16 protein-coding genes are annotated in these 22157 nt (G+C 70.2%); 1 reads left to right on the top strand and 15 read right to left on the bottom strand.

Annotated elements, in window-relative coordinates:
• Positions 1 to 78: 78 nt before the first annotated feature.
• The 13 genes from pcaB to ACIRD7_RS10395 form a co-directional block, all read right to left on the bottom strand.
• Complete coding sequence (pcaB, locus tag ACIRD7_RS10455) at positions 79 to 1527, bottom strand: 3-carboxy-cis,cis-muconate cycloisomerase (RefSeq protein WP_403452088.1); 1449 nt, start codon at positions 1525 to 1527, stop codon at positions 79 to 81.
• Positions 1524 to 3494 carry an FAD/NAD(P)-binding protein gene (locus tag ACIRD7_RS10450; RefSeq protein ID WP_403452086.1) on the bottom strand — a complete coding sequence of 657 codons (1971 nt, stop codon included), beginning with the start codon at positions 3492 to 3494 and terminating at the stop codon, positions 1524 to 1526. Before ACIRD7_RS10450 ends, pcaB begins: the two co-directional genes overlap by 4 nt.
• Before the next feature lie 14 nt (positions 3495 to 3508).
• On the bottom strand, positions 3509 to 4795 hold the full coding sequence (locus ACIRD7_RS10445; protein ID WP_403452083.1) for an MFS transporter: 1287 nt from the start codon (positions 4793 to 4795) through the stop codon (positions 3509 to 3511).
• Between the two features lie 76 nt (positions 4796 to 4871).
• Complete coding sequence (locus tag ACIRD7_RS10440; protein ID WP_403452081.1) at positions 4872 to 6020, bottom strand: ThiF family adenylyltransferase; 1149 nt, start codon at positions 6018 to 6020, stop codon at positions 4872 to 4874.
• 314 nt (positions 6021 to 6334) lie between these two features.
• Positions 6335 to 7951: a M3 family metallopeptidase gene (locus ACIRD7_RS10435; RefSeq protein ID WP_403452079.1), complete on the bottom strand. Its 1617-nt coding sequence runs from the start codon at positions 7949 to 7951 to the stop codon at positions 6335 to 6337.
• Between the two features lie 632 nt (positions 7952 to 8583).
• Entirely contained in the window at positions 8584 to 10218 is a 1635-nt protein-coding gene (locus ACIRD7_RS10430) for a pyridoxal phosphate-dependent aminotransferase (protein WP_403452077.1), read from the bottom strand.
• A 182-nt stretch (positions 10219 to 10400) separates the two neighbouring features.
• On the bottom strand, positions 10401 to 11546 hold the full coding sequence (locus ACIRD7_RS10425) for an aldose epimerase family protein (protein WP_403452075.1): 1146 nt from the start codon (positions 11544 to 11546) through the stop codon (positions 10401 to 10403).
• 61 nt (positions 11547 to 11607) lie between these two features.
• A complete protein-coding gene (gene mmsB, locus ACIRD7_RS10420) occupies positions 11608 to 12852 on the bottom strand; it encodes a multiple monosaccharide ABC transporter permease (protein ID WP_403452073.1) in 1245 nt (414 codons plus the stop codon).
• On the bottom strand, positions 12849 to 14399 hold the full coding sequence (mmsA, locus tag ACIRD7_RS10415) for a multiple monosaccharide ABC transporter ATP-binding protein (RefSeq protein ID WP_403452071.1): 1551 nt from the start codon (positions 14397 to 14399) through the stop codon (positions 12849 to 12851). The genes mmsB and mmsA overlap by 4 nt, the downstream gene beginning before the upstream one ends.
• Before the next feature lie 32 nt (positions 14400 to 14431).
• Complete coding sequence (gene chvE, locus ACIRD7_RS10410; RefSeq protein ID WP_403452070.1) at positions 14432 to 15550, bottom strand: multiple monosaccharide ABC transporter substrate-binding protein; 1119 nt, start codon at positions 15548 to 15550, stop codon at positions 14432 to 14434.
• A gap of 135 nt (positions 15551 to 15685) precedes the next feature.
• Positions 15686 to 16648 (bottom strand): hypothetical protein, encoded by a 963-nt coding sequence (locus ACIRD7_RS10405; RefSeq protein ID WP_403452069.1) that lies wholly within the window; start codon positions 16646 to 16648, stop codon positions 15686 to 15688.
• A gap of 111 nt (positions 16649 to 16759) precedes the next feature.
• A complete protein-coding gene (locus ACIRD7_RS10400; protein WP_403452067.1) occupies positions 16760 to 17764 on the bottom strand; it encodes a zinc-binding dehydrogenase in 1005 nt (334 codons plus the stop codon).
• Positions 17761 to 18924 carry a mandelate racemase/muconate lactonizing enzyme family protein gene (locus tag ACIRD7_RS10395; RefSeq protein WP_403452065.1) on the bottom strand — a complete coding sequence of 388 codons (1164 nt, stop codon included), beginning with the start codon at positions 18922 to 18924 and terminating at the stop codon, positions 17761 to 17763. The genes ACIRD7_RS10400 and ACIRD7_RS10395 overlap by 4 nt, the downstream gene beginning before the upstream one ends.
• A gap of 312 nt (positions 18925 to 19236) precedes the next feature.
• Between ACIRD7_RS10395 and ACIRD7_RS10390 the strand changes: the two genes are divergently transcribed.
• On the top strand, positions 19237 to 20205 hold the full coding sequence (locus ACIRD7_RS10390; RefSeq protein WP_403452064.1) for a hypothetical protein: 969 nt from the start codon (positions 19237 to 19239) through the stop codon (positions 20203 to 20205).
• 56 nt (positions 20206 to 20261) lie between these two features.
• Here ACIRD7_RS10390 and ACIRD7_RS10385 read toward each other — a convergent pair whose 3' ends face one another.
• The gene (locus tag ACIRD7_RS10385; RefSeq protein ID WP_403452062.1) at positions 20262 to 21623 is read right to left on the bottom strand and encodes a diacylglycerol/lipid kinase family protein; all 1362 of its coding nucleotides are present in this window, start codon (positions 21621 to 21623) and stop codon (positions 20262 to 20264) included.
• A gap of 87 nt (positions 21624 to 21710) precedes the next feature.
• Entirely contained in the window at positions 21711 to 22157 is a 447-nt protein-coding gene (locus ACIRD7_RS10380) for a MarR family transcriptional regulator (protein WP_403452060.1), read from the bottom strand.

Below are 22157 nucleotides of genomic sequence, written 5' to 3'. Positions count from 1 at the left end.
GTGCTGGACCGTGACTCCGCGCCCGGCAAGACCGTCCGTGCGGAGGTGGACCTGCGGCTTTCCCGAAACGGACAGACCCTAGCCGCGCCGGTCGCGGAGCGCCTCGTAGTGGGTCAGGGCCCGGTGTACGAGGGTCGCGGCGGCGCCCGTGTAGTGGGTGGGGTCGAGGAGGTCGGTCAGTTCCTGTTCGGTGAAGTGGTCGGCGAGGTCCGGCGATCGGGTCAGCACCGCGCGCAGGGGAGTGCCGCTTCGCGCGGCCTCGGTGGCGGCTGCGGTGACCACGTGCGCCGCCTTCCGCCTGCCCAAAGTCGAGGCCAGTACGGCGGCCAGGCGTTCGGTGACCAGCAGGCTTCCGGTGAGGGCGAGGTTGTCGCGCATGCGAGCCGGGTGCGGTGTCAGGCCCTCGGTCAGCTCCGCCGCCGTGTGCGCGGCACCGCCCGCCAGCCGTAGGCACTCGCGCAGCGGCTCCCATTCGGCGTGCCAGGCACCCGCGGGACGTTCGTCCTCGGCGAGCATGGCCTGGGTGACGACCAGGGCCAGGGCCGGGACCTGGAGGGCGGCGGCGCGGATCAGCGTGGCCAGCGCCGGGTTGCGCTTGTGCGGCATCGCCGAGGAGACCCCGCGTCCGGCGGCGGCGGGTTCGGCGACCTCGGCGATCTCGGTGCGGGAGAGCGTCTGCACGTCCACGGCCAGCTTGCCCAGGGCACCGGTGACGAGGGCCAGCGCCGCGGCGAGTTCGGCCAGCGGGCCACGAGCCGTGTGCCAGGGCAGTACCGGTACGGCGAGTCCCGTCTCGGCGGCGAAGGCGTCGGCCAGGTCGGTGACGTAGGCGGCCGGATCCCGGCCGGCGTACCGGTCGGCCACCGGGGCCGAGCCGGCCCGGGCGTGTTCGAGGTAACCCGCCAAGGTGCCCGCCGCGCCGCCCAGTTGGACCGGCAGGCGGTGCCGTACGTCCCGCAGTCGTTCGCCCGCCTCCAGTACGGCCAGCAGCCAGCCCGCGGCTTTGAGGCCGAAGGTGACGGGTACGGCGTGCAGGGCGAGGGTGCGGCCCGGCATGGGCGTGTCCCGGTGCGTCGCGGCGAGCCCGGCGAGCGCGGCCGTGGTGCGGTCCAGGTCGGCCAGGAGCGGGTCCGTGGCGCGGCGCGCGACCAGCAGGGCGGCGGTGTCCATGATGTCCTGGCTGGTGGAGCCGCGGTGGACGTGGTCGGCGGCGGCCTCGTCCTCGGCCGCGACGGCCGCGGTCAGCGCCCCGACCAGGGCGACCACGGGATTGGCGGCACCGCGGGCCCGGCGCGCCAGGTCCACGAGGTCGAACGGGTGCGTCGCGGCGACGTACGCGATCGTCTCGGCGGCCTTCTCGGGCACCACCCCCAGCCGGGCCTGGGCACGCACGAGCGCCGTCTCCGCGTCCAGCAGCGCGCGCAGCCATGCCGCGTCGGAGGTCGCCTCCTCGGCCCGCGTGCCGGCGCGCACCGGGGTGAGCAGCCCGGAGTCCGGGCCGACCGGCGAAGTACGGTCCGTTGTCATACCGCCGCCTTCGTGGTGGGGGTGGCGTCCGAACCCGGGGGCGGGCAGACGTCGGGCAGATCCAGTGCGGCGCGGGCGATGGCGTCGGCGTCGCTGAGGATCACCGAGTTGACGCCCGGGCGGATGCCGGCGGCGGTCACCCAGTGGACCGACTCCGTCGGCACCCCGAAGACGAACCGGCGCGGGTGCGGCCGGCCCGAGCCGTCGACGGGGTGATAGGGCCTGGGAGTGACGGCGAGTCCGCCGGTCTCGTAGGCGTCGCCACCGGGGTCGGGTATGCGGTGCGGCCGTACCTGCCGGGCGACCGCCATCTGACGCAGCAGCGGGTCGGCGGTGCGACGCAGATCGACGTCGGGCATCCGGGCGTCGATCAGTACGGACGTCCACACCTCGGAGCCGGGCACGCGGCCCGAGTCGACGGCGAACGCGTGCGCCTGCGGATCGGGCCGGGCCCGGGTACCGGGGCCGGTCATATGCAGGATGCCGGCCTCGATCAGCGCGAGCGCCTCCTCGGTCCGTCGCACCGGAGGACCGATGGACAAAAAGGCGTTGAGCGGCGTGTACCACCGGTCCAGGTCCTGCCGGTGGGAGTCGCCGGTGAGCCCGGAGTGGTCGACCAGCAGCCGGATCTCGTTGCGCAGGTCCCGCAACACGTCCACGGCGGCCTTGAGCGGCCCGTCGACATTGCCCTCCCGCGCGGCGGCGATGTCCGCGCGCAGATGCCCGATGATCCAGTCCCGGTAGTCCGCGGGACCGGTGAACGTTCTGTCGCCGTACGGACGGGCCACCAGCTCCCAGTCCCAGCGCAGCTCGGCCGGGATGCCGTAGGCGTCGAGCAAGCCCCGCTCGGCGCCGTCCTCCCGGGGCAGGACCGGATAGCGGGCCCGCAGTTCCCCGGCGTCGCGCGCCCGGCCCTGTGCGGTGAGCAGGGCACCGTAGTAGACGGTCTCGACCTCCCTGGCGAGCAGCGGCCAGATGTCGCGCCGGAAGTCCAGGCCGCCGCGGCGGGCGGCCAGAGCGCGCAGTTTGCCGACCGTCGCCCGGTCGAGCACCACGGGCTCGTGACGTCCGTAGGGTCCCTTCTGGTTGGCGCCCCGGGAATGGAAGGGGACTCCGCGCCGGGAACCGGCGTGCAGCACCGGCTCCCGGCCGGACGGCCAGTAGCGCAGCCGGCCGTCCCCGTCGCGTTCGAAGGTGCCGCCGCGGCCGAGGGTGAGCAGCGCCATGTAGTCGAAGAAGTTCAGGCCCAGGCCCATCAGGGCGACCGGCTCGCCGGGCAGCACCGCGGCGAGATCCGCGTCCGCCGGGTTGCCCGGGGCGACGTAGTGGAGTCGCTCGGTCCGCGCGAACGCCCTGAACTCAGCCTCGCGCGGGGAGGCGACGGTGGGCAGGTGGCCCTGGGTGAGGACGACCCCGCGCAGCCCGGTCAGCCGTGTCCCGTCCGCCAGCAGCACGCTCTGCGCCGGGCCTTCGTCGTTCTCTTCGTCCAGCCGGACGGCCTGGGACCGGTGCACCACCACCGTGACGCGGTCCGCCGACGTGCCCACCACCCGGTCGTAGACCCACTCCAGGTAGTGCCCGTAGAAGGCCCGGGTGGCATAGGAGTCGGGTCCCAGCTCGGCCGCCTCGGCCAGCGTCTCGTCGGGGTACCGGCGTCCGCCGAAGGAGCCGATCAGCACCAGGAAGCGGGCCCACTCGTGCAGGCTCGGCCCTGGCCGCAGAGGGCCGTGCAGGTCGACGCTCTCGTCCGGGAACATGGTCACCTGGGAGGCGACGGTGTTCATCAGCAGATGACGCGACTGGGCCGGGCGCCAGACCCTTCCGGGGCCGGGAGGATGCGGGTCGACCACGTGCACGACGATCCGGCTCTCCGGTACGGCCTCGGCGTTCGCGCAGATCCGCTCCAGGACGGCCAGTCCGCGCGGCCCCATGCCGATGATGCACAGGTCGAGCCGTGAACCGTCCATCGCTGCCTCTCCCGTCAATTCCTCGATGTCGGGCCCGGATCCGGTGCCTCGGCCTCCTCGGCGACCGGCGCGGGCGCGTCCACGGCGGGCGACGACGACGTACGCAGCGGCGACAGGTAAGCGAGTCCGGCGATCAGCAACCTGAGCAGGGCCCCGATGGTGATCAGTACGTAGATGTCGTGGAAGGAGCTCTCCACCGCGCCCGCGACGAGGGCCGCCACCGGGATCGAGGCGAAGGCGAGCATGCGGGTCGTCGCCACGACACGACCCAGGAGGTGGCCCGGGACGATCCGTTGGCGGAGGGTGAACCAGGCGACCGGGTTGATCGAGCCGAGGGCGAAGACCAGGCCCCAGACGACGGCGATGCCGACGGGGTCGCGGACCGGAACCAGGAGCAGGGTGACCAGGCCCGCCAGTGCCGTCGTGCCGATCAGGATGTGGCCGGGAGGTCTGCGGCGGATCAACCGGCCCGCGACGGCGGCCCCGATGACCGCTCCGACTCCCTGGGCCGCCAGCACGATGCCGATGACGTCCGGTTCGAACGCCCGGTAGTCGGTCAGGTAGTAGATGAAGTTGGCCTGGATCAGCCAGATGGCGAAGTTGGTGCCGGTGAACATCAGGGAGCCGGCCATCAGGACCTTGTTGTCCTTGAAGATGTACCGGACGGCTTCCTTCATCTCACCGATGAACGAGGGCCTTTGGGGTTCTCGGGGCGCCGCGTCCGGCGATTCTGTCGTGCCCTCGCCCAGCCCGCGGATCAGCAGGATGGCGGCACCCGAGACCAGGAACGACCCGGCGTTCAGGAACACCGTGACGTCGAAGCCGAACACCGCGACCAGGCCGCCGGCGATGGCGGGGCCGGCCATCGCCATGATGTTGTCGCCGGTCTGCATCCAGGCGTTGGCCTGGCCGAGCCGCTCGGACGGGACGATGTCCGGCAGGAAGCTCTGGAAGGCGGGATGGTAGATCGGCTCCACGCAGGACAGCAGGAACGCGGCGACGTAGATCGGCCAGAGCGTGTGGATGTCGAGGACCACCAGAATGCCGAGGCAGCCCGCGATGACGCCGGCCGTCGTATCTCCGGCTATCAGTAATCGGCGCCGGTCGAAGCGGTCCGCGAACACCCCGCCCGGCATGGACAGCAGAAGGAACGGCACGTACTCGATGGTGTACAGCACGGCCGTGCTCAGGGCGGAGCCGGTGAGGTGCAGTACGAGGAGGGGCAGCGCCAGCCGGTAGACCCAGTTGCCGAGCGACGACGCGAGGTAGGCGGTGAGCAGTACGTAGTAACGGCTTCCCATGCGAGGCATCCTGGCGTAACCCACGTCATCCGAGCGCTGCTCCACACCACTCACCGCACGAACCTCGCCAGCCTGTCTACCGTGCCTCGGTGAGCGCGGTCGCCGTGGTCGTATCGACGGCGTCCTTGCCGCAGACGGCGCAGTCCTCCAGCCGCTCCCAGCGCTCGCTCTCGCTCATCTCGTAGTCGTCGAAGCGCAGTTGCATCAGCCGGCCCGCGGCGACCGGCGGGGCGATGCCGGTGATCAGACGGGTGAGTTCGCCGACGAGGAAACCGGTGGTCATGGTCACCAACGGGCAGAAGGCGGCGTTGTCCCCGCCGATCTGGCGCTCGCGCTTCTCGGTCAGCAGCCGGTCGGAGACACGGTCCTCGTGCAGCACCTGGCGGCGCCAGCAGGCGATGCAGCCGGTCTGTCCCGGGATCATGGTGAAGTACACCGCGCGTTGGGTCTCCAGACCGCCGGTGACGAGCGGCTTGCGCTGGAGCACACAGCCCTCGTTGACCCAGTGGGCGAGTTCCATCTTGGGCCGGTCGGCCACCGAGATCACCACGTCGGCGCCGTCGATCACGCCCAGCACGTCCTGGGTGGAGCCGATCTTCAGGCTCACCGGCTCGATGTCGATGTGCGGATTGAACAGCCGCACGCGCTCGGCCGCGAGATACAGCTTCTCCTGGCCGATGTCGCTCTCCCGGTAGAGGATCTGCCGGTTGAGGTTGGACAGTTCGACGCGGTCGAACTCCACCGCCCGCACGTGTCCGATGCCCATCGCGGCCATGTCCAGCAGCAGATGGGTGCCGAGCCCGCCCAGGCCCAGCAGCGTCACGCGGGCGTCGCGCAGCCGGCGCTGGAGGTCGTACTTGTTGTCCGCGAGGCGGGCGTAGGACCCGAAGAAGTTGATGTTGCGCGCCCAGCGCTCGAGTTCGTGGTCCTCCAGGATCCCCTCCGGTGCGACGGCCCCGTTGAGCAGGAAGCCGGCCTCGTCGAACTGCTCCACCGCCGCCGCGACTTCCTCGGCGGACACCTCGGGGAAGTCCGCGGCGAGATCGCGGTGCACCTCGGTCACGGTCCGTGTGCCGTCGAGGAGTTCGAGCAGCCGGCGGATGGATCCCGTGGGGTCGTCGATCTCGGTCACCTCGCCGAAGCCGCCGATGTAGACGGTGTCGCCGGAGCCGAAGAGGGGCGAGGTGTGCTTGAGCTGGGGCAGGATGCGCCCGTCTGCGGGCATGGTGTGGCCATCCCTTCGTGATACGTGGCGAAAGCGCGATACTTGATGACAGCCACGCCCGCTGCCGGGCGTCCGGCCGGAGGATCCCGTCGGTGGGCGATTACGGCGCCCACCGACGGGATCCCTGGAATCCACGGAGGTCAGTCGGCCCTGACGGACTCGGTCACCTCCGTGCACGGCGGGCCTCAGCCCTCGACGGTGCTGCCGGCGATGCTCGCCTTGCGCGTCTTCATGGCAACGGTCATGTCGGTCCCCTCCTTCCTGACTGGTCGGTGTGGATGCTCCGCTCCCTCACCGGGGTGGGGGTGCGGAAGTCAGTGGAGCTGCCGGGCCAGGGAGCTCAGCCCGGTCAGCTGGCCCCGCAGGGTGCGGGCGGCGCGGCGCCAGTCGTCCGCCTCGGTGGTGCGGACCCCGGCGACGCCGAGGAGTTCCTGCGGCGGCCGGGTGTCGCCGGCCGCCAGCAGGCGGTGGAACCGGGGGCCGAAGCCCGCCGGGTCCTCGTCGAAGCGGTTCAGCAGTGCCAGGGCGGCCAACTGGCCGTAGATGTAGGGGTAGTGGGAGCCCGGGTCGGTGAACAGCGGCCCGAGGTAGCTCCACCACATGCGGTAGCCGTCGGTCAGTTCGACGGCAGGTCCGTACAGGCCGCGCTGACCGTCCGTCCACAACTCGGCGATCCGGTCGGCCTCCAGCGTGCCGGTCTCGCGCAGCTCCGTGCGCAGCGCGACCTCGAACCGGTGGAGGACGGCATGCCTGGCGACGGCCACCAACTGGTCCTCCAGCCAGCGTGCCAGCACTGAGGCCCTCGTGTGCCGGTCGGTGTGGCCGGCCAGCAGCGTGCGCACGGTCATGGCCTCGCAGAACAGGGCGACGGTCTCGTTCACCATGGACGGCGGGTTCGCGGCCAGGAACGGCTGCTCCGAGGCGAGCAGCATGTGCACCGCGTGCCCCATCTCATGGCCGAGGGTGAGGACGTCGCGCAATCGGCCGGTGAAGTTCATCGAAATGCAGGGCAGTTGTCCGGGGATTGCGCGAGTGAAGGCACTCCGCTGTTTTCCCGGACGGGGTGCGGCATCCACCATGCCGGCGTCAAATATTGATCGGGCAAGCTTTTCAAAGCCCGGGTCAAGTTTACGGAATGAAGCGATCACCACATCGACGGCATCCGGCCACGCGATGTCCTGTACCGAATTGCCGAGAGGTGCGTAACGGTCATAGTCGGCCAGTCGGTCGAGCCCCAGAAGCGTGCACTTCAGCGCGTAGTAATCATGAACGATCGGGGTGCATTCATCGGCCACGGCGAGAAGGACGGCGACTTCGTCCGGCCGGATCTGGTCGGCGAAGTGACGTGATTTCAGCCAATCCGTGCCGCGCAGCGCGGCCCGTGCCTCGCCGTCCGCGACGATCATGCCGAGCGCGGTCGCACGCAGTTCGAGTTCGGGTTCGAGGGCCCGGTTGATCGAAGCGTGCACGGCGGCCCGCCTGGCGCGGTCCGGGCTGTAGAGCGTGGGGAGGGCCTCCCCGAGGGAGCGTGTCCCGCCGTCGAGCTCGACGCGGATGCGGGCCAGCAGTTGCTGCGCCAGGCGCTGCCAGCCCTCGGTCCCGGTCGGCAGCAGTGTGGCGAGCGCCGCCTCCTGAGGCCCGCCCGGCCCCTCATGGGCCGCCGCTGTGCGGGTGCGCTGGGCGAAGTGGTGGTACGGGCCGAGATCTCCGGGTCCGGGGTGGGCGGCCAGTCCCGGCTCGAAGAACTCCAGTTCGGCGGCGAGGCGGGCCCACTCGCCGTCCAGGCGGCGCAGCAGCCCGGTCGCGGCCGGCCCCTGGTCGTGGAGGGCGTACAGCAGTTCCGCGTAGACGCTGACCCGCTGAAGCTCGGTGACGCATCGCTCGTACTGACGGATCCCGTCCAGCAGGGCTTCGGTGTCCAACTCCGTCATCCGGTCACGTAATCGACCGGAGAGGGCCTTTGAATCCTGATTTACGGCCGTCAGGATTCTGTCGATTTCTTGGGAATCCGGAGCCGGAAATATTGCGGCAGGATCCCATGCCGGGCAGTCGCTCTCGACTCGCCCCCCGTACTCGGCGGAACTCACGCATACCCCCGTTCGGTGATCCGTCCTGGGTGCCGAGAATTCCTTACGGCTGCCTACCCTAAACATGCCGCTGAGTGAGTGTCAACGAACAAGCGGTTCGGCTAGTGGAGTTGTGAATTCCATCTGTCGGGAAGGATGCATTCCGCCGTGCTTTCGGCCGGTCATCAATTTGCGTGGGTGATCGCAGGCGGCGCCCGGTCGGGACGGCATCGACTGGAGGCGTGGGACAGGAGGGGCTGCGCGGACCATGGACGCGCAAGTGGTTCGATTCCACGGCCCTTTCGAACCGAGTTGGTGGCGTACGTGCTCCTGTGTCCCCGAGGCGTGGGCGCCGGACATCGGCTGCCCCTGCCGGCGGCAGCCGCAACGCCCCAAGGGGCGCGGGGCTGTATCGATGTGCGGCTCCCCGCGTGGGCGCGACCAGCCACAACGGACCCGCAGTCGCCCACGCACAACACGCCTACGGCGACTGGGCGCTACCCGGCCTGCATCCCCGCCGCATTCGGCCAACTCTGGCTGTTCGGCCACCCGGTCGCCGGCGCCGGCGTCAGCCCCGGACCCGTAGTACCCCGCACCTGGGCCGCCGTAAGGCCCCCACGAGCCGGTACCCCCGGAGGCGTGGGCCCGGGCGGCACCACGGCCGCGGCCGGCGCCACCGGTGACGGGAACGTCATCGGGGTGGGAGCGGGAGCCGGAGCGGGGGTGGGGGCGGGGACGGGGACGGGGACGGGAGTGGGGACGGGAGTGGGTATGGGAGCGGGCGCGGGCATGGGCGCGGGAGCCGGTGCGGCGGCCGCGGCCGGGGCCACCGGAACCGGCGCCGGCATCGGCATGCCGCCCCCCTGCGGCACCGCCTGCGGCTGAGGCGCCGCCATGGCCTGCGCGGCGATCCCCGGCATGCCCGCGCCGTTGGTGGAGCTGACCAACCGGTCCACGGCCGCCGTACCCGAGCTGTAGTTGGTCCCTGTACCCAGCTCGGGTACGGCGGCTCCCCTCCTGGACCCGTAGAGCACCTGCTCCAGGCCGGACACCAGGCGACGCACGTCCACCTGGGGGCGCACCACGAGTCGCAGGAAGCGGCTGGACGAACCGATCTTGTTGCCGCACTCGCGGACCAGGATCCGGTGCTCGGTGAGCAGCCGGTCGCGGACCACGGTGCCTTCCGCGCCCACGGGGAGGCGCACGAAGAGGAAGTTGCCTTGCGATGGGTAGACCGTCAGACCCGGCAGCTGGGCCAGGTGGCTGGCCATGTCGAGGCGGTCCCGGCGCACCTGGTGGAGGCTCTGCGCGTACTCGGCGCCGTGGTTCTTCAGCATGAACACCACGTGCTCGGCGAACGCGTTGAGGTTCCACTTCGGCAGCATCGAGCGGACCATGCCGGCCAGCGCCGGGTTGGCGACCAGGTAGCCGAAGCGGATGCCGTGCAGGCCGAAGTTCTTGCCGAGGCTGCGCAGCACGATCACGTTGGGCCGCAGCATCGCCTCCTGGACCACCGACGGCTCCTGCTCGGCGTCGGCGAACTCGAGGAACGACTCGTCGATGACGACCAGGTCCAGATCGGCCATCGCGTCCATGAACTGCACGAGCGCGTGCTTGTGGAGGTAGCCGCCGTCGGGGTTGTTCGGGTTGCAGATGACCGCCACCCGGGTCCCCCTGGCCCGGATGAACTCGGCGTACTGCGCGAGGTCCAGGGCGAAGCCGCTGGACTCCTGGAGCGGGAACATGTCGACGCGCTTGCCGGTCTCCATCGGCTGGTCGGTCCAGCGGCCGAACGTGGGGACGGGGATGGCGAGGGACTCACGGACCAGCAGATGGTCGATCCAGGTGATCAGCTCGGTGGAGCCGTTGCCCATCGCCACGCACTGCGGCGGAAGCTGGAGGAGGTTGCAGAGCTCGGCCGTGATGGTGTCGGCGCTGCTCGGGTAATACGTGATGATGTCCCGCAGCTTCGACGCCATGTCCTGGAACATCTCCGGCGTCGGGAAGTACGGGTTGCAGGGAATACAGAAGTCGACCGGACCGGCCCCGTCGCCGCCCTCACGCGTCAGCGCCGCCATCGACGGGCTGTGTGCCGCGGTGCTGCGGAACAGCGAGGTGACGTTGTCGGCCATGGAACCTCCGTGTGGGGCGGGCCCGGTGGGGACGACCGGGCCCGTCGTCTTGGGTGGCCCGCGCGGGGGAGCACGGGCCGCCCTTACATACGGAGGCTTGGGTGGCGCTGTTCAACCACTGAGGAATCGGTGAGAACTTGTGTGCCACCTGTGAAGGTCGGTCAGAGAAGACGCCCCGGACGTCAGCGGCTGAACGAGTGGACGGTCGTCGAACGGTACGTCTGCCCAGGTCGCAGCACCGTCGACGGGAACGACGGCTTGTTCGGCGAGTCCGGGAAGTGCTGCGTCTCCAGGCACAGCGCGTCGCCCTGCCGGTAGGTGCGGCCGGACGGGCCGACCAGGGTGCCGTCGAGGAAGTTACCCGAGTAGAACTGCAGGCCGGGCTCGGTCGTCGCCATCCGCAGGGTGCGGCCGGATGACGGGTCCTTCAGGGTGGCGACCCACTCCGGGCGCGGCGAGACGCCCTTGTCGAGCACCCAGTTGTGGTCGATGCCCTTGCCGTACAGCAACTGCTGGTGGGCCTCGCGGAGGTCCTCGCCGATGCGCTTGGTGCGGCGGAAGTCGAAGGGGGTGCCGGCGACGGGGGCCAGCTCACCGGTGGGGATGAGGCCCGAGTCGACGGGGGTGTAGCGGGAGCCGTCGATCTTCAGCCGGTGGTTCTCGATCGTGCCGCTGCCCTCGCCCGCGAGGTTCCAGTAGACGTGGCTGGTGAGGTTGACGACGGTGGCCTTGTCGGTGGTGGCCTCGTAGTCGATGCGCCAGTCGCCGTGCCGGGTGAGGGTGTACGTCACCTTCACCTTGAGCGTGCCCGGGTAGCCCATCTCGCCGTCGACGGACGTGTAGTAGAGGCGCAGGCCGACGTCGGAGCCCTTGGTGAACGGCTCGACGTCCCACACCCGCTTGTCGAAGCCCTTGGCGCCGCCGTGCAGGCTGTTCTCCCCGTCGTTGACGTTGACCTGGTAGGCCTTGCCGTCGAGGGTGAACTGTCCCTTGCCGATGCGGTTGCCGAAGCGGCCGATCAGCGCGCCGAAGTACGGGCTCTTGGCGACGTAGTCCTCGAGGTTGTCGAAGCCCAGCGAGACGTTGGCGCAGTGGCCGCGGCGGTCCGGGATCTCCAGCGACTGCACGATGCCGCCGTAGGAGAGGACCTTCATCCGCGTGCCGCCGTTGGCCAGCGACCAGCTGTGGACCTTGGTGCCGTCGGCGAGCTTGCCGAAGAGCGACTTCACCGGCGCCCCGCCCCCCGTGGCGCTCGCGCTGCCGATGGTCGCGGCGGTGATCCCCGCCGCCGCGGCGCCGGCTATGACCGTACGTCTGCTCATGTCCATGTGCGGCTCCTGCTCGTGAAGTTGAAGGGCCCCACCTCCCGGCGGGGCCCTGTGCTTGGACTTACGAACCGACCTTGCGCTTGTTCCACACGTCGAACCCGACCGCCGCCAGCAGCACCAGGCCCTTGATGACCTGCTGCCAGTCGGTGCCGATGCCGACGAGGTTCATACCGTTGTTCAGCACGCCCAGGACCAGGCCGCCGATGATCGCGCCGAGGACCGTGCCGACGCCGCCGCTCATCGACGCGCCGCCGATGAACGAGGCCGCGATGGCCTCCAGCTCGAAGTTGAGGCCGGCCTTGGGAGAGGCCGCGTTGAAGCGGGCGGCGAAGACCAGACCCGCCAGGGCCGCGAGCATGCCCATGTTCAGGAAGACCAGGAAGGTGACCTTCTTGTCCTTCACACCCGACAGCTTGGCCGCCGGGAGGTTGCCGCCGATCGCGTAGATGTGGCGGCCGATGATCGCGTTGCGCATGACGTAGCCGAAGCCGACGAGCAGCACGCCCAGGATGAGCAGCACGATCGGGGCGCCCTTGTAGCTGGCCAGCAGCATGGTCAGCGTGAGGATGGCGGCGCCGAGCGCGACCAGCTTCAGCAGGAACAGGTTGAAGGGCGGGACGTCGAGGGAGAACTCCTGCTGGCGGCGGCGGTCACGGAACTCCTGGAAGACCACGAACGCGATCATCGCGAAGCCGAGCAGCAGCGTGAGGTTGTGGTAGTTCGTGTTCGGTCCGACCTCGGGCAGGAAGCCGTTGGCGACCTTCTGCAGGCCCTCCGGGAACGGGCCGAGGGTCTGGCCCTCCAGGAAGATCTCCGTCAGCCCGCGGAAGATCAGCATGCCCGCGAGGGTCACGATGAAGGACGGTATTCCGCCGTACGCGATGAAGAACCCTTGCGCGGCACCCGCGAGGGCGCCCATCGCCAGGCAGAGGATCACGGCGAGTGGCCATGGCATGTCGTTCTTGACCATGAACACGGCCGCCATCGAGCCGACGAACGCCGTCAACGAGCCGACGGACAGGTCGATGTGGCCGGCGATGATGACCAGCATCATGCCGATCGCGAGGATCAGGATGTAGCTGTTCTGCAGCACCAGGTTGGAGACGTTGCGCGGCAGCAGCAGGTCGCCGTCGGTCCAGACCGCGAACAGCACCACGATCAGGCCGAGGGCGATCAGCATGCCGTACTGCCGCATGTTGCGGCGCATGCCGTCCAGCACGAGCTGGAGCAGGCCGTCGCCCGCGGCCCCCGAGCTCTTCCCCGGCGGCGCGGGGGCCGGGCTCTTGGCGGTCACATCCGTGCTCATCGGGTTACCTCTTTGTCCTTTGTCATCTGACGCATCAGCGATTCCTGCGAGGCCTCGGCCCGCGAGAACTCGCCGGTCAGCCGCCCCGCGGCCATCGTGTAGATGCGGTCACACATGCCGAGCAGCTCCGGCAGCTCGGAGGAGATGAAGACGACCGCCTTGCCCTGGGCGGCCAGCTGGTCGATGACCGTGTAGATCTCGTACTTGGCGCCGACGTCGATGCCGCGCGTCGGCTCGTCCAGGATCAGCACATCGGGACCGGCGAAGATCCACTTGCTGAGGACGACCTTCTGCTGGTTGCCGCCGGACAGCTTGCCCACCGGCTCGAAGACGGTCGGCGCCTTGATGTTCATGGACTTGCGGAAGCCCTCGGCGACCTGCCGCTCCCCGTGCTCGTCGACCACGCCCCGCTTGGAGACCTTGCCCAGCGCGCTGAGCGAGATGTTGCGGTTGATGGTGTCGATGAGGTTCAGGCCGTAGTGCTTGCGGTCCTCGGTGACGTAGGCGATGCCGTGCTTCACCGCCTCGGGGACGGTCTTCGTACGGATCTCCGTGCCGTCCTTGAGGACCGTGCCGCCGTGGTAGCGGCCGTAGGTCCGCCCGAACACGCTCATCGCGAGCTCGGTGCGGCCGGCGCCCATCAGGCCCGCGATACCGACGATCTCCCCGCGCCGCACCTGGAGCGACACGTCGTCGACGACCTTGCGCTGCTGGTCGATCGGGTGGTGCACGGTCCAGTTGCGGATCTCGAGCGCGGGGGCCGCGCCCTCCTCCGGCTCGTGCGGGGTGCGGTCGGGGAAGCGGTTCTCCAGGTCCCGGCCGACCATGCCGCTGATGATCCGGTCCTCGGTGGTCTCCGGCGCCTTCACGTCGAGGGTCTCGATGGTCTGGCCGTCACGGAGGATCGTCACCGAGTCGGCGACCTTGCGGATCTCGTTGAGCTTGTGGGAGATGATGATCGAGGTGATGCCCTGCTTCTTCAACTCCAGGATCAGATCCAGGAGTTTGCCGCTGTCCTCGTCGTTCAGGGCCGCGGTCGGCTCATCCAGGATGAGCAGCTTCACCTTCTTCGAGAGCGCCTTCGCGATCTCCACCAGCTGCTGCTTGCCGACGCCGATGTCGGCGACGCGGGTGTCGGGGTGGTCGGACAGGCCGACCCGGCGCAGCAGCTCGGTGGCGTGTCGCAGGGTCTCCCGCCAGTCGATGAACCCGCCCTTGGCGTGCTCGTTGCCGAGGAAGATGTTCTCCGCGAGGGAGAGGTACGGCGACAGCGCCAGTTCCTGGTGGATGATGACGATGCCGTGGTGCTCGCTCGCCCGGATGCCCTTGAACTCGCAGACTTCGCCCTCGAAGAGGATGTCCCCCTCGTAGGTGCCGTGCGGGTGGACGCCGGAGAGGACCTTCATCAGGGTCGACTTACCGGCGCCGTTCTCCCCGCAGATGGCGTGGACCTCGCCCTGCTGGACGGTCAGCGTGACGTCCGACAGCGCCTTGACGCCGGGAAAGGTCTTGACGATCGAGCGCATTTCCAGGACGGGTCCCGCCATGGTCGTGCCTTCCAATCAGAGTGGGCCGGCGGTTACTTGAGGTCGCTCGCCTTGAGGTAGCCGGAGTCCACGACTTCCTTCTGGTAGTTGGTCTTGTCGACCGCGACCGGCTCCAGCAGGTACGCCGGGACGACCTTCGATCCGTTGTCGTAGGTCTCGGTGTCGTTGACCTCGGGCTTCTTCTTGTTGAGCACCGCGTCGACCATGTTCGAGGCCACCTTGGCGAGTTCACGGGTGTCCTTGTACACCGTCATCGACTGCTCGTCGGCGATGATCGACTTCACCGAGGCGAGCTCGGCGTCCTGGCCGGTGACGATCGGCAGCGGCTTGCTCTTGGAGCCGTAGTCGTCGGACTTCAGCGCCGAGAGGATGCCGATGGAGATGCCGTCGTACGGCGAGAGGACCGCGTCGACCCTGCCCGACCGGTACTTCGACGTCAGGATGTCGTCCATGCGCTTCTGGGCGGTGCCGCCGTCCCAGCGCAGGGTGGTGACCTGGGTCAGCTTGGTCTGGCCGGACTTGACGACGAGCTGCTTCTTGTCGATGTAGGGCTGCAGGACCTTCATCGCCCCGCCGAAGAAGTAGCGGGTGTTGTTGTCGTCGTTGGAGCCGGCGAACAGCTCGATGTTGAACGGGCCCTTCTTGGAGCCGTCCTTCAGGCCGAGCTTCTCGACCATGTAGTTGGCCTGGAGCTCGCCGACCTTCTCGTTGTCGAACGAGGCGTAGTAGTCGACGTTCGGGCTGCCGAGGATGAGGCGGTCGTAGGAGATGACCGGGATGTTCGCGTCCTTGGCCTGCTGGAGCACGTTGTTCATCGACTTGTTGTCGATGGCCGCGATGATCAGCGCCTTGACGCCCTGCGTGATCAGGTTCTCGATCTGGGAGACCTGCTGGTCCGGGTCGTCCTCGCCGTAGACCAGCTTGGTCTTGTAGCCCTTGGACTCCAGGTCCTTGACGACGTTGTTGCCGTCGGCGATCCAGCGCTCGGAGGACTTGGTCGGCATCGCGATGCCGATGGTGGCGCCCTTGGTGTCGCCGCCCTCCTCCTTGCTGCCGCCCTCGCCGCTCTGGCCACAGGCGGACAGGGTGAGCGCGAGGGACGCGGCGGAGGCTATGGCGGCGAGTGCGGCTCTGCGAGTACGCATGGTCATCATCCTTGATGTGTGTGTGGCAGGGCTCGGTCTGGCGATGCGAGGACGCTGCCGCTGGGGCTGTGTGGTCGACCGAGGGTGTGTGGGATTGTGTTCGACTGCGTCGTCTTCTGTGAAGGGGGTTTGTCCGGAACGTTATGCGGGAGTTTCGAATCGCTTCAGCGTTCCGGGCAGCCGTGAACCGAGAGGCGCCATGTCGCCGTCAGCTCCGTGCCGTGCGAGCAGGTCCAGGGCCAGCCGGCCGCGCCGTACGCGTTCCCGGGCGGTGGCCAGCGTCAGGTCCCGCATGTGGTGTCCGTAGGGGTAGATGCCGGGGGCCTTGGCGAGCCCGAACTTCAGATACAGCGGTGCGCCGCGCCGGATCAGCTCGGCGACCTCGTACATCCGCACATAGCCGCCGAGGTCGTCGGGGGCCTCGATGTACATGTCCATGGGGGCGGCGGAGATCCGCCGTATCTCGGTGAGGTGATCGAGCGTCAGGTCGCTGGGCACGTTGACCGAGTCGGCGCCCAGGTTCTCGTAGACCGCGTACGCGGCCGGGTTCACGGGGCCGATCAGCGCGCTCACCTTGAGCGTGGTGTCGGCCGGGATGATCCCGGCGACTCTCGCCCGGTGCAGCGTCCACAGCACGCCCTCGTCGGCGACGAGCAGGCACTTGACGCCCAGCTCCGTGGCCCGGACGGCGTCCTCGACACAGCCGGCGACGGCGTCGTGGCCCCGGGCGCGCAGTCCGGCCCCCCGCGAGTCGGTGCGCGTGGAGCCGCCGATGTCCCAGGTGCCGCGCGGGCCGGTGAACAGGCAGAGCTCGATGTCACGCTCGTTCGTCGCGTCGACCATCTCGGTGATCTCGGCGTCGGTCAGCATCCACACACCGCTGCCCTGGCTGATCCGGTGGATCGGCACGTCCAGCAGCGAGGCTTCCTTCAGGACGACGGCCAGCGCTTCGGGACCCTCGCACGAGGGGATCTCGGTGCGCCAGCGGCCGCCGCCCGGGAAGGAGTGGGGCGAGGCGTCGGCGGGGGAGAGGTCGGGCGCACCCAGGCCGAGGGCGGCGAGCACCTGCTCACCGGGTCGGCGGGCTGCGGAAGCGTCGGTCACAAGCTGTCCTTCTTGTTCGATATGTCGGACGAGGTTCGCGGCTCAGGGTGTGCGGGGCCTGGATGTACGCCGGTACGGGGACCGTCAGGTTGCCCCCGTACCGGCGTACGGCTAGGGGCGGAGCAGGACCTTGCCCACCTTCGGATCGCCGGACCCGACGAGCTCGATCGCCTGCGGGAACTCCTGAAGCGGCAGCTCGTGCGTGACCAGCGGCAGCGGATCGAGCAGCCCCGCGCCGAACACGCGCACCGTGTGCGCCCAGGCGTCCGGCGGCGCCCCGAAGACGGTGTGCACCTCCAGCTGCCGTACGACGAGGTCGGTCGGGTCGAGCCCCTGCGCGCCCGGCGCCGGGATCCCGGTCAGGACCAGCCGACCGCCGCGCCGGAGCAGTCCGGCGGACACCCGCGCCGCGTCCGCGGACCCGGCGGTCTCGATGACGACGTCGAAGTCGTCCGGGAGCTCCTGGTCCTTGGTGCGGAAGTCGCTCGCGCCGTACTGCCGCGACAGCGCCTCGCGGTCGCGCCGCGTGCCCACCACGAGCAGCTCGGCCGGCGAGCCCGCCTTCAGGAACTGGACGGCGAACATCCCGAGCGTCCCGGTGCCTACCACGGCCACCCGCTCACCCGGCAGCGCGTTCGCCTTGATCGCCGCGGCGGCGATGCAGGCGGCCGGCTCCAGCAGGGCGGCGGCGGTCAGGTCGCAGTCGTCCGGCAGGACGTGCAGCAGCCGGGCGGGGAGCGTCAGCGTGGCCGCCATGGCGCCCGGCTGGGTGAAGCCGGTCTCCTCGTACCCCGCGCCGCACAGCGTCGTCTCACCGGCGTGGCAGCGGTCGCAGACCTGGCAGTTGCGGAAGCCCTCGCCGACGACCTTGCGGCCGACGAGCGTCGAGGGCACCCCGGCGCCGACCGCCTGCACGGTTCCGGACCACTCGTGGCCGGGGGTGAGCGGGTAACGGACGTACCCCTCGGGCCGGTTGCCCTGGTACACCTCGCGGTCGCTGCCGCAGATGCCGACCGCGTGGACGCGCACCAGCGCCTCCCCGGCCTCCGGCTCGCGCGGCGTGTGCGCGGTGAGCCGGTGCTCGCCGGGCGCCTCGATGACGACGGCGGTGCTCACTGCGTGCCCTTGGGCTTGCGCTGCTCCCAGCCCTCGGCCCACAGGTCGAAGCGGGCCTGCTGCTGCGGGAACTCGGCGGCGGCGTCGGCGTCGAACTCGACCCCGAGGCCGGGGGCGTCGGAGAGGTGGAAGCAGCCGTCCTCCGGGTTCACCTGCGGCGCGCCCTTGACGACCTTCTTGATCTCCGCGTCGGCGAAGTCGTTGAAGTGCTCCAGGATCTTGAAGTTCGGGGAGGTGAAGCCGACCTGGAGGGAGGCGGCGGTCAGGACCGAGCCGCCCACGTTGTGCGGGGCGACCAGCACGTAGTGGGTCTCGGCGGTCGCCGCCAGCTTGCGGGTCTCCCAGATGCCGCCGATGTGGCCGACGTCGGGCTGGATGATGTCGACGGCCTGGCTCTCGAACAGCTCGCGGAACTCGATGCGATCGTGAATCCGCTCGCCCGTAGCGACCGGCATGTCCACCTTGGCGGCGACCTTCTCCAGCGCCTTCAGGTTCTCCGGCGGGCAGGGCTCCTCCAGCCAGGCCGGCTTGAAGGGGGCCAGTTCCCGTGCGAGCCGTACGGCGGTGGCGGGGGAGAAGCGGCCGTGCATCTCCAGCATCAGCTCGGCCTCGGGGCCGATGGCGTCCCGTACGGCCTCGATGAGGGAGACCGCGTACAGGGTCTGCTGGTGGTCGAGCTCGAAGTGCCCGGTGCCGAAGGGGTCGATCTTGAGCGCCCGGTACCCGCGCTCCATCACGCCCTGGGCGGCCTTGTGGTACGCCTCCGGGGTCCGCTCCGTCGTGTACCAGCCGTTGGCGTACGCCTTCACCTTGTCGGTGACCTTGCCGCCGAGCAGCTGCCAGACCGGGACCCCGAGGGCCTTGCCCTTGATGTCCCAGCAGGCCATCTCGATCACGGCGATACCGGACATCACGATCTCGCCGGCCCGGCCGTAGTCGCCGTACTTCATGCGGCGTACGAGATCCTCGACGGCGAACGGGTCCGAACCGAGAATGTGGTTGGCCTCGGCCTCCCGCAGATAGCCGATGAGCGCGTCGGTGTGCCCCAGCATCCGGGTCTCGCCGACTCCGGTGACTCCCTCGTCGGTGTGCACCTGGACGTAGGTCAGGTTGCGCCACGGCGTCCCGACCACGTGTGTGCTGATTCCGGTGATGCGCACGGCAGTTGCCCCTTGCTGCGTCGTCGGCCATTTCGCGTCGCACTCGAGCGCGTTCGATATTTCGTCACACGTTCGAAATGCTGTCGTGACAGTAGGGAGGCGGCGCCGGGAGTGTCAATGGGTCGAACACATAACGGTTTCGACACCGCTTTCGATACGGATTTCGGGCGGTCCGTAGCGGAGCGTGGAGGGCGTCTCTGGCGTGTCCAGGCATATCCGTCAACTCGCCATGCGGGAAGGGCTTGTTTACTACAGAACTTTCACAGGTGTGACTAGGAACTGTGCGTCTGCGGAACCTAGTCTTCCCGCGTCATGGACTACTGCCACCCGTGCCGACGGCACCTGAATGGCGCCCTCGCCTGCCCGGGGTGCGGCGCCACGGTCGAACAACCCCGGGTGTACGCGGGTGCCCCGAACGAGGCGTACCCGCAGATGGCCGAGCGGTACGAAGCGCAGTACGCCGGTGGCGGGTACGGCGATGCGGGTTACGGCGGTGGCGACTACGCCGTTCCTCATGAGGGCGCGGACCAGCACGCGGAGGGGCACGAGGCCGAGCCGGCCCCGGAACCCGTGGCGGTCGTCGGCGGACGGGCCGCTCGCCGGGCGGCGCAGCGCCGCGGCCGCGGGCGCAGGCGCGGTCACGAGGAGCCCGAGGGCCATGTCGAGAGCGACGGGCACGCCGAGTACGCGGACGAGCCCGCCGAATCCGAGGACGCGTACGACGAGTACGACGAGTACGACGACGAGCCGGACGAGGACGGCGAGTCGGTCGGTGCCAGCCGTCGCGATCGCAAGGCCGCCGCGCATCGCCGCCGCCGTCGCCGGACCCTGCTGATCGCCGCCGGGTTCGTCCTGGCCGCCGGGGGCCTGAGCCTCGCCGAACTCGGCATGGACGCCCCCGGCACGAACCACCGGCCGGCCGCGGCGGGGGACGAGTCGGCGGAGGGCGCGGCGTCGGAGGAGGTGTCCGCGTCCCCCGAGGCGACGGACGGCTCGACGCTGCCGGGCAAGGACTCGCCGTCACCGGATGCCTCGACCTCCCCCTCGGCCTCGAAGTCGCCGAAGGACGAGGACGACAAGAAGGACGAGGACAAGACCCCCACCAAGGGCGCCCAGTCGGCGCCGGCCGGCGGCGGCTCGGACACGTCCACCTCGGCCCCGCAGCCGACGCCGACGTCCGCACCGGACCCGACCCCGACGGCGCAGCCGACCACCTCGGACCCGACGCCGGACCCGACGCCGTCCGAGACGTGCGACCGGTTCCTGTGGTGGTGCACCTAAGAGTTCCTGTGGTCGTGCACCGAAGACCTCCTGAGGTCGTGCACCTGATAAGCCGTTCACTCCCGCGAATCCGGACCGCCGGGAGCGCCTGAGGCGACGCCGCCCGAGAAGGCCAGCCGGCGCAGGGCCCGCCAGTCGACCGGCGGCCTGGTGCGGGGCACGCCCGGCCGCTCGCGCGGCACGCGGACGCGCAGCGCGCCGGGCATCACGCGGCAGACGACCGGCGTGGGCAGCAGCAGGGCCTCGCCGTCCACGCCGACCGGGATCTCGGGGGCGTCGGCGTCGACGACCACCTCGCTCGCGGTCAGCACGGTGAGCCCGCGCGACTGGTGGCCGCGCAGCAGACCGGCCGCCTGGGCGGCGTTGTCGACGCTGATCCCGATGACACCGAGCGCCCCGGAGTCCAGCCGCGGTCGCCGCCCGAGCCCTGCGGCATCGCCGAGGCCGTAGGGGTTGTTGCTGATCAGCACCCCTTGGGGCGCCTCGATGACCGCCTCGCCCACGCGCACGGTCAGTCGCGGCCCGGTGTGATGGGTCAGCAGGTCCGGCAGCTCCCGCATGATGGTGTGCACCTTGTCGTCCCGGTAGGCGGGGCTCTGCACCACCGCCGCGTACACCCCGAAGGACGCGGTGTTCACGAACACGCGCTCACCGATCAGGCCCAGGTCGACGTGGAGTTCGACCCCGTCGGTGAGGGAGTCCAGGCAGGCCGACGGGTCGTCGCGGTCCAGGCCGAGGTCCATGGCGAAGTGGTTGCGGGTGCCGGCCGAGATCACCGTGAACGGCAGCCCGCGCCCCGCCGCCACGCCCGCCACCAGCGCCTGGGTGCCGTCCCCGCCGGCGACGCCCAGCAGATCGGCACCCTCCACCACGGCTTGGCGGGCGAGTTCGCCGACGTCCCGCGGCCGCGCCGGGTCGAGCACGGCGACCTCGGCACCCCGGGCCCGAGCCTTGGCCACGAGATCGAACTTGCCGACCTTCCCGCCGCCCGAGCGCGGGTTCATGATGAGGAACGGCGCCTTGGGCGGCGGCGTCCGGTGTCCGCGCGGCGGCGGGGGCTGAACCTCCGCGGCGAGCGCGGCCCGGCCGATCAGCGCCGCCACCGCCCACAGGGCGAGGGCCGACAGCACCGCCCACAGCAGGCCCACCGTCGCGTAGGCCAGCAGCACGGCGCCCGGTGTCAGCAGGGCGAGGGTGGCGGCGAGCGCCCGGGACAGACCGTGCCGGGAGAGCGTCCACCACAGCGCGGCGGCGGTGACGGCGAGCCCCGCGAAACCGACGAGCAGCAGGGCGAGGCTGTCGACCCCGGCCGCCGTCAGCAGCAGCGCGAGCGCGCCGAGCGCGACCAGCAGCGCCAGCCGCGCCGTCCAGCGCCGAGCCGTTCCCCGGGGGCGCCCGTCCGAGCGGGGCGCGCGCACGGGGTTCCGCATACCGACCACAGAGGAATCACACCGCCCGCGCCCGGACCGCACCTCACCTGTCGCGGGTGATCCGGCGCCGCCCCCCTACCGGCCGTCCGCGCCCAGCATCCGGCGCAGCAGATCCCGCAGGGACAGCCGCTCCTCCGCGGAGAGCCCGGCGAGCGGCTCCCGGGCGAAACGCAGGGACTCGCGCAGCCCGCGGGCCACCTGGCGTCCCTCCTCCGTGACGGCGGCCAGCTTCACCCGCCGGTCCGCGGGGTCGGGGCGCCGCTCCACCAGGCCCCGGGACTCCAGCCGGTCCACGATCCCGGTCACGTTCGACGGCTCGCACCGCAGCTGCTGGGCCAGCTTGCGCATCGGCAGCGGCTCCAGCGACAGCAGGCTGAGCAGCCGCGCCTGCGCGCCGGTCAGCGCGTGCTCGGCGGCGGCCTCCTCGTACTCCTCGTGGTACCGGGCCACGACCGAACCGATGAGGTCGACGACTTCGAGGGTCAGTTCATCCGGACGGCGGATCTTGTGTGGAGTGGCCAT

Origin of the sequence: Streptomyces sp. NPDC093568 (assembly GCF_044764945.1) — a bacterium.
Taxonomy (GTDB): domain Bacteria; phylum Actinomycetota; class Actinomycetes; order Streptomycetales; family Streptomycetaceae; genus Streptomyces.
Note: the sequence above shows the minus strand (reverse complement) of the source record. Positions and strands in the feature narration are given on the sequence as shown.